Source organism: Pasteurella dagmatis (assembly GCF_900186835.1).
GTDB lineage: Bacteria > Pseudomonadota > Gammaproteobacteria > Enterobacterales > Pasteurellaceae > Pasteurella > Pasteurella dagmatis.
The window spans coordinates 840250-855465 of sequence record NZ_LT906448.1 but is presented as its reverse complement, the minus strand read 5'-3'; the positions used below and the strand labels follow the sequence as shown (position 1 = coordinate 855465).

12 protein-coding genes are annotated in these 15216 nt (G+C 36.2%); 1 reads left to right on the top strand and 11 read right to left on the bottom strand.

Annotation, left to right across the window (positions count from 1 at the left end):
* Positions 1 to 74: 74 nt before the first annotated feature.
* The 11 genes from ppc to CKV78_RS03875 all read right to left on the bottom strand — a co-directional run bounded on the left by ppc (position 75) and on the right by CKV78_RS03875 (position 13850).
* Positions 75 to 2714 carry a phosphoenolpyruvate carboxylase gene (gene ppc / locus CKV78_RS03925; RefSeq protein WP_005762201.1) on the bottom strand — a complete coding sequence of 880 codons (2640 nt, stop codon included), beginning with the start codon at positions 2712 to 2714 and terminating at the stop codon, positions 75 to 77.
* A gap of 226 nt (positions 2715 to 2940) precedes the next feature.
* Positions 2941 to 3945, bottom strand: a complete 1005-nt coding sequence (gene purR / locus CKV78_RS03920) for an HTH-type transcriptional repressor PurR (protein ID WP_005762200.1) — start codon at positions 3943 to 3945, stop codon at positions 2941 to 2943.
* Positions 3946 to 4297: 352 nt separating this feature from the next.
* Positions 4298 to 4993 carry a carbonate dehydratase gene (gene can / locus CKV78_RS03915; RefSeq protein ID WP_005762199.1) on the bottom strand — a complete coding sequence of 232 codons (696 nt, stop codon included), beginning with the start codon at positions 4991 to 4993 and terminating at the stop codon, positions 4298 to 4300.
* A 143-nt stretch (positions 4994 to 5136) separates the two neighbouring features.
* Complete coding sequence (gene trpA / locus CKV78_RS03910) at positions 5137 to 5955, bottom strand: tryptophan synthase subunit alpha (RefSeq protein WP_005762198.1); 819 nt, start codon at positions 5953 to 5955, stop codon at positions 5137 to 5139.
* On the bottom strand, positions 5955 to 7151 hold the full coding sequence (gene trpB / locus CKV78_RS03905) for a tryptophan synthase subunit beta (protein ID WP_005762197.1): 1197 nt from the start codon (positions 7149 to 7151) through the stop codon (positions 5955 to 5957). Before trpB ends, trpA begins: the two co-directional genes overlap by 1 nt.
* A gap of 220 nt (positions 7152 to 7371) precedes the next feature.
* Complete coding sequence (locus CKV78_RS03900; RefSeq protein WP_005762196.1) at positions 7372 to 8127, bottom strand: SDR family oxidoreductase; 756 nt, start codon at positions 8125 to 8127, stop codon at positions 7372 to 7374.
* A gap of 31 nt (positions 8128 to 8158) precedes the next feature.
* A complete protein-coding gene (trpCF, locus tag CKV78_RS03895) occupies positions 8159 to 9583 on the bottom strand; it encodes a bifunctional indole-3-glycerol-phosphate synthase TrpC/phosphoribosylanthranilate isomerase TrpF (RefSeq protein WP_005762195.1) in 1425 nt (474 codons plus the stop codon).
* A 13-nt stretch (positions 9584 to 9596) separates the two neighbouring features.
* A complete protein-coding gene (gene trpD, locus CKV78_RS03890; RefSeq protein ID WP_005762194.1) occupies positions 9597 to 10598 on the bottom strand; it encodes an anthranilate phosphoribosyltransferase in 1002 nt (333 codons plus the stop codon).
* A gap of 317 nt (positions 10599 to 10915) precedes the next feature.
* The gene (locus CKV78_RS03885) at positions 10916 to 11494 is read right to left on the bottom strand and encodes an aminodeoxychorismate/anthranilate synthase component II (protein WP_005762192.1); all 579 of its coding nucleotides are present in this window, start codon (positions 11492 to 11494) and stop codon (positions 10916 to 10918) included.
* Between the two features lie 15 nt (positions 11495 to 11509).
* Positions 11510 to 13078, bottom strand: coding sequence for an anthranilate synthase component I (gene trpE, locus CKV78_RS03880; RefSeq protein ID WP_005762191.1), 1569 nt, complete (start codon positions 13076 to 13078; stop codon positions 11510 to 11512).
* A gap of 181 nt (positions 13079 to 13259) precedes the next feature.
* Positions 13260 to 13850, bottom strand: a complete 591-nt coding sequence (locus CKV78_RS03875) for an FMN-dependent NADH-azoreductase (RefSeq protein ID WP_005762190.1) — start codon at positions 13848 to 13850, stop codon at positions 13260 to 13262.
* 186 nt (positions 13851 to 14036) lie between these two features.
* Between CKV78_RS03875 and sohB the strand changes: the two genes are divergently transcribed.
* On the top strand, positions 14037 to 15092 hold the full coding sequence (gene sohB, locus CKV78_RS03870; RefSeq protein WP_005762189.1) for a protease SohB: 1056 nt from the start codon (positions 14037 to 14039) through the stop codon (positions 15090 to 15092).
* The last annotated feature ends 124 nt before the right edge of the window (positions 15093 to 15216 follow it).

Below are 15216 nucleotides of genomic sequence, written 5' to 3'. Positions count from 1 at the left end.
TTGAAAAAGTGATGAAATTTATGCACTATTTCCTAGTGCATAAATATTTCTATCAAGTGGGATAGGGAAAAGGGCTATCCAGTATTGCGCATGCCTGCCGCTACACCTGTAATTGTGATCATCAATGCTTGTTCTACATCTGCATTCACGTTATCTGGATTTGTGCGTAAACGGCGTAGGAGCTCTACTTGCAATAAATTGAGGGGATCAGTATAGACATTACGTAATGCGATAGATTCAGCTACCCAAGGTAAATCAGACATTAATTGATTTTCGTGAGAGAGCGATAATACCGTTTGAATATCTTGCTTTAGCTGTTCACGTAAAGCATTGCCTAGATACCACAATGATGGGTCAACTAAATGTTGATCATAATGCTCGGAAAGCCAAGTGTCTGTTTTACTAAACACCATTTCTAACATACCAATACGTGTCGAGAAGAATGGCCAAGTTTCACACATTTCCTCAATCACATTGCGTTGTCCTTTTTCAATAGCTTGGCGTAGTGAAGCTCCTGCACCTAGCCAAGCAGGCAGCATGAGCCGGTTTTGCATCCAAGCAAATATCCAAGGAATAGCACGTAAGCTTTCCACTCCACCATTTGGATTACGTTTTGCTGGACGTGAGCCTAATGGTAATTTGGATAGCTCCTGTTCTGGCGTTGCGGAGCGGAAATAGGGTACGAAATCTTTTTCACCACGTACAATATCACGGTAAATTTTGCATGACGAAGCAGAAAGTTCATTCATTAGCTCACGCCATTTTGCTTTTGGCTCTGGTGGTGGTAGTAGGTTAGCTTCTAAAATAGCACTTGCATATAACCCCAAACTTCCTACTGCTACAGCAGGCAAGCCTAATTTAAATCGAATCATTTCTCCTTGTTCTGTCACACGTAAGCCATTTTTCAGTGAGCGGGGAGGTTGAGAAAGTAGAGCAGCGTGTGCTGGTGCACCTCCACGACCAATTGTACCACCTCGTCCGTGGAATAAAGTTAATTCAATATTGAGTTTGTGACATAAGTTCACTATTGCTTCTTGTGCACAATATTGCGCCCAAGAGGCCGCCATCATTCCTGCATCTTTAGCTGAGTCAGAATAACCTATCATCACCATTTGTTTATTATTGATAATGCCACGATACCAGCCAATATTAAATAACTCAGTCATCACACTTTCTGAAGCAGCTAAATCATCGAGGGTTTCAAATAATGGCACGACAGGCAAGTGGTATGGAACGCCACATTCTTTTAATAATAAATGTACAGCAAGTACATCAGATGCTGTTTTTGCCATTGAAATGATGTAGCAAGAAATTACCCCCTCAGGTTGCTCTGCAATCACTCGACAAGTGTCTAAAATTTCTTGTGTTGGGGCAGAAGGTGACCAATTAAGTGGCAATAATGGGCGGCGAGAGCTTAACTCACGAATTAAGAAAGCTTGTTTGTCGCTTTCACTCCATTGTGCATAGTCACCTAAACCAATATAACGTGTGATTTCAGCAATGGCTTCTGTATGTCGAGTACTTTCTTGGCGTATGTCAAGACGTGACAAGGTCACTCCAAAGCAACGAATACGGCGTAAACAATCTAGTAATAAGCCATTGGCGATAATGCGCATTCCAGAAGCTTGTAATGATTGGTAACAATCGTAGAGAGGCTCCCAGAGTTGCTCATCACAAGTAATGATTTCATTTTCACTTACACGTGGAGTTCGGTTAGTTAATAGATCATCGTAGTATGTTAAGGTTGTCATGAGTTTTGAACGTAATTCTTTGACAACAGCACGGTAAGGCTCAATGTGATCGCCATATTTTTGGCGGAATTCCTCTGTGCATTTTACCATTGATAATTCATCAGAAAGAGCCTGAATATCTTTTAAAAATAAATCAGCAGCTTTCCAACGTGCTAAGCGTAGCACTTGACAAGTAACGTCGGCAGTCACGAATGGATTACCATCTCTATCTCCTCCCATCCAAGAAGAAAAACGAATTGGGTTTAGTTCCACTGGAATATTAAATCCAAAAAATTCGACCGCACTTGCGTTGAGCTGACGTAAAAATTCAGGCACAGCTTGCCATAAACTGTTTTCAATCACCGCAAATCCCCATTTAGCTTCTTCAAATGGCGTAGGGCGTTGTGTACGGATTTCATTAGTGTGCCAAGCTTGAGCAATGAGTTGTAATAAACGGCGCTCAATCATCTTGCGTTCATTATCCATTAAATCGCTATGTTCTAATTTACTCAAACACTTATTAATCTCAACGTGTTTATGTACTAAAGAGCGGCGAGTTACTTCTGTTGGGTGTGCAGTCAGAACTAACTCAATCAGTAACTTCTCAACAGCTTCCATTAGTTTTTGTTGTGGTACTTGTTGTGCTTTTAGGCGTTTAAATAATGCTGGTATGGACCGTTCAGAAGCAACTTGATCATTATGATGACGCGATATAGTTTGATATTGCTCCGCAATATTAGTGAGATTTAAGAATTGGCTAAATGCACGTGCGACAGGGATAATATTATCGTTAGAAATTGTTGCAAGAGTAGAAAGTAGTTGATTACGCGCCTTATCATCGCCGCCACGAGAATTGCGCGACAGTACACGAATATTTTCGATGAGCTCAAGAATATCGCTACCTTGCGCATCACTAATAGTTTCCCCAAGAAAGCGTCCTAACATACTAATATTATTACGCATAGTAGAGTACTGCTGAATCATAATATAACCTCTTAAATAATTTTTGATGACTAAAAATGGCAGGTCAAATACCTCAATATATGTAGATATAATCAAAAATAGCTATAAAGATCAATCCTATTTATTTTTTTAAATGAAAAATATGATCTTGGATAATAAATTAGAAAGTATGTATAAATATGATTTTTGATAGGTCGAAGGAAATTAATGAGCTCTAGTTTCATCTAAAAATAGAGCTCAAGAAGTCTTAAAGAAGCGATTTAACCGACTTACGAACGACGAGCTCTGGATGCATTTCAATCGTTTCGTGGAGATCTGATTTTTCATTAATACGCTCAAACAACAAAGTGACTGCTCGCGCACCTAAACGTGATTTTGATTGGTGAATTGTTGTTAATGGTGGAGAATAAAAACGTGATGCGTGAATATTGTCGTAACCAATAATTGAAATATCTTCAGGTACACGCAAACCACGTTCACTAATAGCAGAAATTGCTCCTAGAGCCATTACATCATTACAACAGAAAACAGCCGTAGGGAGTGTGTCTTGTGCTAGAATTTTGTTCATGCACTCGTAACCGTCTTCTGGTTCAAAATAACCCTCCATAACCCAATCTGGGTTAATTACTAAATTGGCCTCTTTCATTGCTTTGATAAAACCTTCATAACGTGTTTTTGCTGTTGTTTTTGAAAGCTCACCTGCAATGATACCGATATCTTTGTGACCATTATCGATCAAATATTTTGTAGCAATATAGCCGCCAGTGAAGCTGTTATCTTGGATAATATCGGTATTTTTATTATTTGGTCCCCAATCCATTACAACCATAGGGAGAGAAGTGAAATTTGCTAATAAATCCAAAGAATCTTGCGTGTATTCAGCACACATGACTAAAATACCATCAACTCGCTTTTTAATCAGCATTTCAAGATGGTTTTTGATTTTTTCAACGTTGTTTTGTGTATTGCATAAAAATAATGAATAGCCTTGACGGTAGCAATATTCTTCTACTGCGTGGATGATCTCCGCAAAATAAGGTGCTTCACTGCTCGTGACGATCATTCCGATCGATTTTGTTGTGTTGACCTTTAAGCTACGAGCGACAGCACTTGGAGAATAATTTAATTGTTGAATAGCATCTAAAACTAATTTTTCCGTTTCCTCTGCAACAAATCGTGTTTTATTAATTACGTGAGAAACTGTGGTTGTTGATACCCCAGCCATTTTTGCGACATCTTTTATTGTTGCCATAAGTGTTCTCCATACAAAATTTATTCATTATACGAGATTTGGATCATAGGTTAAGCAATAGTTCCTAATTTTTTGCGCAATGTCACATTTTTTCTTGTTATAAATATTATTTTTATTTATGGGCATTTTTTATTAGAATAAGCAAAATTTACTTAATTGAGGAGAGCAGAATGGGTACTTTTGGTTATTCAATGATGACAGTTGTTTTAGCACTTGGCGTGATTATTGTGTTAGCATTATCTATTTTCTAAATACAAGATAGTCAAGTTAACAGGTTATTAAAAAGAGCGGTCAAAATTTTAAAAAAATTGACCGCTCTTCGTTTTGATAAAATCTGGCTATAAATTGCTAATTAATCATACTCATAGATTTCATGTGCTTTTTTCAAAATATCACTTTCATCTAAGGTCAATAAACGAGCTATTGCATCACGATAAGAGATTTCTAAAGATTCTCTGCTTGTCGCCATTACGCCTTGATCTATTAAAAAACCATCGTTGACATCATAGACCCAACCATGTAAAGACAGTTTTTTCCCATTTTTCCAAGCAGATTTGATAATTGATGAGCTACCTAAGTTATAAACTTGTTCCGCAACATTGATTCTTGTGAGCATATCTGCACGTTTTTCAGGAGGTAATTTGCCTAATAAATGGCTATGTTTGTACCAAATGTCACGAATATGCAGAAGCCAGTTATTAATTAAACCTAAATCTTGATCTGCCATAGCTGCTTTGATACCACCACAATTAGTGTGACCACAAATAATGATATGCTCAATGTTTAAAACATCCACAGCGTACTGTACAACAGATAAACAATTTAAATCCGTATGAATGACTTGGTTAGCGACATTACGATGTACAAATAATTCTCCGGGCCCTAAATTTGTTAATTTTTCTGCAGGAACACGACTATCAGAGCAACCAATCCAGAGGTAGCTTGGCGTTTGATGATCTGCTAACTCCTGAAAATAAGAGGAGTTTTCCTCTTTCATTCTGATTGCCCAGCTATAATTATTCGCAAAAAGCTGTTCAATTTTTTTCATTAATATCATTCCTATACAGCAAAAATAGAGCTCTAGTATAGCGTAGAAACAGAATGAGAGGAAATTTGTTTAAGGATTAAAAGATAAAAAGGAAGTGATATTAGCCAGTGTTGATGAGTAAAACACTGGCTAACATAGTGGTATTACCGTAATTTAAGTACAGTTGATTCTTTCATTCTTTTTACAAAGCTCGCTAATTCCTCCAAGCATTTTTCGTGATCATTAAGATATTGCTCAATAATTTTCACTGTTGCAGAACCTGAAATTGCTCCGGCAATACCAAGTTTTAAACAATCGGTAACTTGCTGTGGAGTTGAGATACCGAAGCCTTGTAAAATAGGTGGCGAATTGTTTTGCTTTAATGCATTGATCAATTCTGCCAGATTGCTTGTCATCTTTTGATTTTCAGCGCTCGTTACGCCTGCACGTGAGACTAAATAAACATAGCCTTTACTTTGAATTGCTAGACGTTGAATAGTTTTTTCATCTGCATTTGGTGGGCAAATAAACACTTGTTGAATGCCATATTTTTCTGCAAATGGCATAAATTCATTGCTAGCTAATAATGGTACATCAGCAATTAAGACAGCATCTATACCAACTTCAGAACAACGCTTGTAAAAGTCCTCAATGGTTTGTGCATAAACGAGGTTCGCGCAAAGTAATAAACCAATAGGAATATCTGGATATTTTGACCGCACTTTGCTTATCAATTCAAAACTAGCATCACTGCTATAACCTGCACTGAGTGCACGCTGGTTTGCAGCTTGAATAACAGGGCCATCGAGTAGAGGATCAGAAAATGGGAAACCTAATTCTAATGCGTCGGCACCATTCTCAACAAGAGTACAAATAATATCAAAAGAACGTTCTAAATTTGGATCGCATAAGGTGACAAATGGCACAAAAGCCCCTTCATTTTTAGCGTTTAACTTGGCAAAAGTAGTATTGAAACGGCTCATTAGAAAACTCCTTTTTCAGATAAAATTTTATCAACTGTGAAAATATCTTTGTCTCCACGTCCAGATAAATTAACGACTAATAATTGTTCTTTTTCTGGATTCTTTTCTATCAGTTTTAAAGCATAAGCTAATGCGTGCGAACTTTCTAATGCTGGTATAATACCTTCGTGACGTGCTAATTGCTGAAAGGCATTTAAGGCTTCATCATCCGTAATAGATTCATAACTTGCACGCCCAATAGCGTGTAAATAGGCGTGTTGGGGCCCAACAGATGGAAAATCTAAACCTGCAGATATTGAGTAAGATTCTTCAATTTGTCCATCTTTAGTTTGCATTAATGGTGCTTTCATCCCAAAGTAAATTCCCGTTGTACCATGGCGTAACGGCGCACCGTGCTGACCTGTTGCTATGCCTTTACCCGCAGGTTCGATACCGATTAACTGGACTTTTTCTTCATCAATAAAATCAGTAAATATACCAATAGCATTTGAACCACCACCTACAGCAGCAATAACTGCATCTGGTAAGCGACCTTCCTGTTCCAAGATTTGACGTTTAGTTTCTTCTCCAATCACTTTTTGAAACTCACGCACAATGGTTGGGAAAGGGTGTGGACCGGCAGCAGTTCCCAATAGATAATGTGTATTTTCATAATTTTCAGCCCAATCACGCATTGCTTCGCAACAAGCATCTTTTAGTGATGAAGAGCCTTTATTAACAGCAGTAACATTTGCGCCCATTAAACGCATACGAAAGACATTAGGTGATTGACGTTCGACATCTTTTGCTCCCATATAAATTTGGCAAGGCATACCGAGCATTGCACAAGCAAGGGCAGTGGCAACACCGTGTTGACCTGCACCTGTTTCGGCAATAATACGTGTTTTTCCCATTCGTTTTGCTAACAAAATTTGTCCTAAAACTTGATTAGTTTTGTGTGCGCCACCGTGTAGAAGATCCTCACGTTTGAGATATAGCTTGGTTTTACTGCCTTTGGTTAAATTTCGGCATAAGGTTAGGGCTGTAGGACGACCCGCATAATTTTTTAATAAATCGAGGAATTCTTCTTGAAATTGATGATCTTGTTGAGCGTCCACAAAGGCTTTTTCTAATTCCTTTAGTACTGGGACGAGAATTTCTGGCACATACATTCCGCCAAATTCACCAAAATAAGGATTAAGCAAAGTTTCAGACATTATAGTTATTCCTTTAAATAAATGGATGTTGTTTTAAACTGAAATAAGAGGTTATTAGAAAGAGACCTCTTGAATTTGATTTTGTATTATTAAACTAGTATAAGAGTGAAAAATCAAGTTTTTTTATGTAGAAAGAGAAAATAAAGTAAATGCCAGAAAAGTAAATTTGAAATTCAAAATCGGTAATAAAAAGGGAGTTTTGCACTCCCTTAAGCAATTTTTAAGCTTTTCTTACCACATTAAGTGCAGCACTGCTTTGAGCTACAGGCATTACTTCAATACGGTTAATGTTGACGTGTGGTGGCTGTTGATTTGCCCATAAAACAATATTGGCAATATCTTCTGGTGTAATAAAATCGACATTTTCATATAATTTTGCAACCCGTTCCTTATCACCTTTAAAGCGGACATTAGAAAATTCAGTACCACCACATAGACCAGGTTCAATATTGGTTACACGAATGGCTGTGCCCGCTAAATCTGAGCGTAAATTCAAGCTGAATTGTTTAATAAATGCCTTACTTGCACCGTAAATATTGCCGCCAGGGTATGGATAAGTTCCGGCAATTGATCCCATATTGATAATATGTCCGATATTACGTTTGACCATTTGTGGCAATAACAAACGTGTGATATTCACTAAGCCTTTAATGTTGGTATCAATCATTTTCTCCCAGTCATCTAAACTGGCTTTATCTGCGCTTTCTAAGCCTAATGCTAAACCAGCATTATTGACTAACACATCAATGTTTTGCCATTTTTCAGGCAATTGCTGTAATGCATTTTCAGTTTGTGCACGATCAGATACATCGAATGAGAGTGGGAAAAAAGCACTACCTAATTCTTTAGCTAATGTATCTAGGCGTTCTATACGACGCCCTGTACCAATTACGTGATAGCCATTATTGACTAGTGTGCGACAAATCGCGCTACCAAAACCTGCTGTTGCGCCAGTGACTAATGCTATTTTGTTCATTTTCACTCCTATTTTTTAATTGCTTGTTCTATTAATGCAAAATATACTTAAAAATAGTAGCAATTTTTTGTGCATCTTTCATCCCTATATAGTGCTCTACACCTGAATTTAGATCTACGCCTAAACATTTTTGTGCTAATGCTTGCTCAATATTATCAGGGTTAATACCACCAGCTAATAAAATTTTGGATTTTAGTTTTTCAGGAATTAGTGACCAGTCAAAAGATTTGCCCGTACCGCCTTGCTGATTTACTGTTTTTGAGTCGAAAATATAGCGTGATACAAGTGGGTTTTCACTAATTTCTACCGCTCTTTTTTGTGTTATATCCACTGAAATAGCTCTCCAAATCTGGCATTCTGGAGAGAGTTTTGAGCGAAGTGTGGTAATAAATTCATCAGTTTCATCTCCGTGTAACTGAACTGCATAGAGCTGTAATTGATTTGATATTTTGCAAATAAAATCAACAGGTTGATTTTGAAATACGCCAACAAATCGTAATGGTGCTTTTGTCACAAGTTCTTGTGCTTGGCGTAAGCTCAAACAGCGTTTAGATTTCTCAGCAAAAATTAATCCACCATAAAGAGCACCTTGTTGATACACTTCAATCACATCTTGCTCACGGGTTAAACCACATACTTTATTTTCTCCAAAGATCAGTGCACGGATAGCATTATTTAAGTCTGGCTCACTCATCAAACTACTGCCAATTAAAAAGCCATCGGCTACTTGGTTTAGATGCCTAATTTGCTGATGATTATAAATACCTGATTCGCTGATAATTTTGCAATTTTCTGGGATTTTATCTGCATATTTAGAACTTAATTTAACAACACAGTTGAGATCAATACTTAGATCGTGCAAATTACGATTATTAACTCCAATCACTTTTGCGTTGAGTGCTAATGCACGTTCAAATTCAGCTTCGTTACTTGTTTCGGTTAAAATGCCCATTCCTAATTGGTGTGCTAAATTTGCAAGTTTGCGGTAAGTATTGTCATCAATCACTGATAACATTAATAAAATTGCATCAGCGTGGGAATAGCGAGCTAAATAAACTTGGTATTCAGATACAATGAAGTCTTTACATAACACTGGTTGTGGTGCAATTTCTCGTACTTGCTGAATATAAGCAAAGTCTCCCTGAAAATATTGTTCATCTGTAAGTACAGAAATTACAGTAGCATAATTTTTATACACTCCAGCAATTTCTTTAATGTCAAAATTTTCTCTAATTAAGCCTTTCGAAGGGGAGGCTTTTTTACACTCTAAAATATAAACAGGTTTATGTTTTTCAGATGTTAAGATCGCTTGGTAAAAAGAGCGGTCAGTTTTTTCCACATCTTGTTTCAGTTGTTCAAGAGGCAAATCCATTTGCTTTGAGGCAATCCATTGAATTTTATCTTGGACAATTTTTTGTAAAACTGTCGGCGTATTTTGTTGTATAGTGTATTGCATTCTATATCCTTGATTAATATGAAGCGAGTTTTTCAAGTGTAGTAAATCCCTTACCACTTGCGATAATATCCAACGCTTGTTCAGCATTTTGCGCAATATGTTCTTGCCCAAATAATTTCATTAGCATTGCGGTATTGATTGCCACCGCTTGATTGTGTGCCATTTGCCCCTTACCTTGTAAAAGTGCGGTGATTATTTTGGCATTTTCAGTAGGATTTCCACCTCTTAAGCAATCAAGTGATTGAGTCTGGAAACCGAAATCTTGCGGTGAAAGGGTGTAACGTTCAATTTTTCCATCGTAAACTTCCGCTACTTCTGTTTTACCGTGTAGTGCAACTTCATCTAAGCCAGCGCCATGCACAATAATCGTATGTTGATGATTTAAACGAGCAACGGTTTCTGCATAAGGCTGGATTAAATCTGGTGAATAAACACCCAACAATTGGCGTTTCGGTTTAGCAGGATTAATTAAAGGGCCTAGAATATTAAAAATGGTGCGTGTTTTCAGTGCTTGGCGTACCGGCAATGCGTGTTTAAATCCTAAGTGATATTGTTGTGCAAATAAAAAACAAAGCCCAATTTCATCTAGAGCTTGTCGTGATTTTTGAGCAGGCATTGCCACATCAACCCCAAGTGCGGTAAGTAAATCACTGGATCCTGTCAAACTCGACACACTGCGGTTGCCATGCTTTGCAATTTTCAGACCCGAAGTCGCACCAATAATAGCAGATGCGGTTGATATATTAATAGTATTTGCCCCATCACCACCTGTTCCAACAATATCTGCAAAAGGGTAGTCTGGAATAGGAAATGCTTCAGCATCGGCTTGTAATGCGGTGACAGCACCGCTGATTTCTTCAACGGTTTCTCCTCGCAATTTGAGTGCAATTAATGCGCCAGTCAGTTGTTCATTAGAGAGTTGACCACGTATTATTGCAGTAAAAAGAACTTCGGTTTGTTGTTGGTTAAGAGCTTGTTTTTCAAATAAATAGTGAAGTAATTGTTCCACTTGCATAATATATCCTTTAGGTATTCCTTCCTTTAATTTTTATCTTGCACTATTAAACTAGTGTATTTATTTTGTGTCAAGTGGAATTTTTGAATATGTGGGATTATTTTATCTGATTGAATAAAATAGATAGTATTAAATTTGAATAAAGGATAACAAACCTAAAAAACAATTGGGATCTTTCTTGTTCCTTTTTCTAAGGTTTTCAACACTAATTATAGGGTACATGTTAATTTTTAATCATTAAGCTTTATGAACAGATAATTATGACCGCCATTTTAAGAATACAGCGTAACAAAAGTGCGGTCATTTTTGAGTGTTTTTTAGGAGAGTAACCAATCTATGGATTGTGCTAATAGTTGAGAACCTTGTACAGTTAAAATGCTTTCAGGGTGAAATTGAAAAGCACAAATAGGTAATGTTCGGTGGCGTATTGCCATAATTATTTCACCATAATATGCGTTAACAATCAGTTCTTCAGGCAAATTACTGCCCATCAGAGAATGATAACGAGCCACGGGCATGGGATTGGTTAGTTGTGTAAACATCGCTTGTTCATCATGGTGAATATAAGATACTTTGCCATGCAGCACTTCACCTGCATGAATCACTTTGCCTCCGAATGCTTCAATTAAAGCTTGGTGTCCTAAACAAATTCCAATGATTGGTACTTTTTCTTTTAAACGTTGAATTAATGGGAGCATATTTCCTGCCTGTTGCGGATTACCGGGTCCCGGAGACAGGGCCAAAATGGTATTCGGTTGAATTAAGGCAGCGTGTTCTAAAAAATCTAGATCGCAATCGTTGCGATAAATGCTGACTTGGTGCCCCAGACTACGAAATTCATCTACTAAGTTATAAGTGAAAGAGTCAAAATTATCTAAAAATAAAATATGAGCCATAAAATATCCTTGTTATTATTTGGCTAAAGTAGCTTGTTCGTTTGCTTGCTGATTTGTTTGGATAATAGCATTAATTACAGCTTGAGCTTTGTGACGTGTTTCATCTGCCTCCATTTGAGGATCGGAATCTAATACTTCACCACAACCTGCTTGAATATAAGCAATATTGTTTTGTACAAAAGCAGAGCGGATCACAATACAAGTATCCATATCACCATTAGAAGAAAGATAGCCTACAGCACCACCATAGCTATGGCGTTTTTGTCGCTCAAATTGATAGATTAATTGCATTGCTTTAATTTTGGGGGCTCCAGTTAATGTACCCATATTCATACAAGCTTGGTAAGCGTGTAATGCATCAAATTCTGGGCGCAATTTACCCACTACTCGGGAAACTAAATGCATAATATGAGAATAGCGGTCAACTTGCATTAAATCTGCCACTTGACGTGTACCACTTTCACAGACTCTTGCAACATCATTACGGGCTAAATCCACTAACATTAAATGTTCAGCCAGTTCTTTTTTATCTAAACGTAACTCCAGCTCAAGACGAGCATCTAATTCCGGATCAATCTTGCCGTTATGATCAAATCCACGTGGTCTTGAGCCTGCAATTGGATAAATCTCCAGTTGGCGTGTGTATTGGTTGTACTTTAATGCACTTTCAGGCGATGCACCAAATAAGGTAAATTCATCATCTTGCATAAAAAACATATATGGACTGGGATTATTTTTTTTCAATTGTTGATAAGTCGCTAAACTATTTTTACAAATTAATGAAAAACGGCGGGAAGGAACAATTTGAAATACATCGCCTTGGTAAATATGTTGTTTTAAATCTTGAATAATGCCTTTAAATGCATTGTCATCTAAATTCACGTTAACGTCAGTTGATGCTGGTTGTACTGGTAAAAAATGAGGTTTTATTTGTTTTAATGTTGTCGAAATGTCTATCGCATTTTGTTCAACTGCTAGTTGTTGATTTGGGTTGAAACAGAAACTTTGTAATTCGGATTGTTTCAATTGATGATCGATCACCAATAACTGTTCTGCTAAATAAAAACAATAATCAGGGCAGGTTATTCCATCATCTTGCAATGTAATATTTTCCATTGGAATGAAATTAGCAACTAAATCATAAGAAAATAATCCACCAAGGAAAACTGGTATTGAACTTTCTTTATAGAGAGTAGTGATTGTGCGTAATCCATCAAGTACTGTTAATTCTTGTAATTTACTGTCTTCATCAAGGTTAGGATTTAATTTTGGGAATTGAATGGATAAAAGTGTCGGTTCATCTTTGTGTATAATAACTTGATCTTCTAGCCTTGTTTTTATTGCAGATAACACAGGAATCCCATTAGGATTGAGCGCAACAAATCGTAGTACTTGTTGTTCACAAGTAATTTTTACTGCGGCACTAATCAGTAATAAACTTTTCAAGCTGTTTTTACTACTAATTTCTGCGGACTCAAGTAATAGGGTATTGCTTTGATTGTGGCAGAGATTTTGGAAAATTAACGTTGGATCTTGATAGTAAGCAACATTTGTTACTTTTGTGATAATAAATTCTGTTTGCATAAATTTTACTTCTCATACATATAAATTAAAACATGAACTATTAAACTAGTTCATTTTAATCAAGTCAAGAAAAAGATTCAAAAATGAGAGATAAGAGAATTAATTATTTGAATTGGGAGCAATAAAAAAGGATAAAGGTCATTAGAAATTGTCCTTTATCCTTTAATTCTTTAGAAGTGAATTAACAACGTGTTAAAAATTGGTCGATTTGTGCTTTTGCCTGAGTTTGTGCTTTTTCAACAGCATCGCCACCCATTCCTAAACCTTCAGCATAAACAAATTCAACATCTGTAATACCAATGAAACCTAACATGATTTTCATATAAGCTGCAACTAGATCTGTTGCTGAACCCTGGTGAATACCACCTGAGGTTAAGATAACAAGTGCTTTTTTACCTTTAATTAAACCTTCAGGACCATTCTCTGTATATTGGAATGTTACGCGAGGGCGAGCAATGAAGTCAAAATAACTTTTCAATTGTGTTGGAATGTTAAAGTTATACATTGGTGCATTAATCACTACTAAATCACTATTTTTTAATTCCTCTACTAATGTATCAGATAGTGCTAATAGTGCTTTCTCTTCTTCATTTTTTGCTTCGCCTCGTAATGCGTTAGCTGTCACGCTATCAAAATGAGGTAGAACATTAGTAGCTAGATCACGCTCAACAATGTTTTTATTAGATAATTTAGAAGTTAAATAATTAGATAAGAGATTACTTTGTGAGTTTGTATCTAAAATACTTGATTTTAAAACTAAAATATTTTGCATTGAAAAATCCTTTTGCTATGTTGTTGTGGAGTCGGAGTTATTATAAATTTTATTATTTCATAATCAATAGTATAATTGGAAAAAAATTATCAACTTAAAGTAAAAAATAAGTCTTAAATTGCACTTTAACTTTAAAGTAAATGCATTATTATAACAAGCTTATTGCTACTCTGTAGAGGGAATATTATGTGGTCTGAAATTGCGGTTGGTTATGGCATTTTTATTTTAGAAATACTAACTATTTTATTAGTTATATTGGGTATTATATTGATGATTTTTACTTTAAAACAACATAAGAAAAAAACATCAGGTGAATTGAGTATTACGGATTTGTCTACAGAATATGAAGACAATACACAAAAATTACGTAATTTTCATCTAAGCGAAGACGATTTAAAAGATGTTGAAAAGGCAGAGAAAAAAGCCGAAAAAGAAAAGATAAAAGTTGAAAAAGAAAAACGTAAAAGAGGGGAGTTCATTAATGAGCGTAAACCTCATTTATATGTTTTAAATTTTAAAGGCGATATTTCTGCATCAGAAACGACAGCACTTCGTGAAGAAATTAGTGCGATTATTGGTGTGGCACAACCAGAAGATGAAGTGTTGTTACGTTTAGAAAGTCCTGGAGGAGTGGTACATGGATATGGATTAGCAGCCTCTCAATTAGCACGTTTGAAAAAACATAATATTAAATTAACTATTGCAGTAGATAAGGTGGCTGCAAGTGGTGGTTATATGATGGCCTGTGTGGCTGATAAAATTGTGGCCGCGCCGTTTGCTATTTTAGGATCTGTAGGTGTAGTAGCTCAAATTCCAAATATTCACCGTCTATTGAAAAAACATGATGTGGATGTAGATGTGATGACAGCTGGCGAATATAAACGTACAGTGACATTATTAGGTGAAAATACAGAAAAAGGCAAACAAAAATTCCAACAAGAATTGGAAGAAACTCACGATTTATTTAAACAATTCGTAGCACAAAATCGACCGCACTTAGATGTTAATAAAATAGCTACGGGTGAACATTGGTTTGGTCAACAAGCATTAGAACTTAATTTAGTAGATGAAATTGCGACAAGTGATGATCTTATCCTTGATGCGATTAAGACGAAGAAAGTGGTATCACTCAAATATCAAACTAAAAAATCTCTTATTCAAAAAATTGGTATGCAAGCAGAAGAAAGTGTAGATGGTGTATTATTGCGCTGGTTAAGTCGAAATAACAGACAGTTACTCTGATTGAATTATCTTTACATAACTTGACTAAAACCTAGGGGTAATTTGGTAAAAGCAGGAATTTAGTGATTTACTTTATATTCAATCGCCTTTACTATATAACTTCTAATTTTAAAAGAGTTTTGAG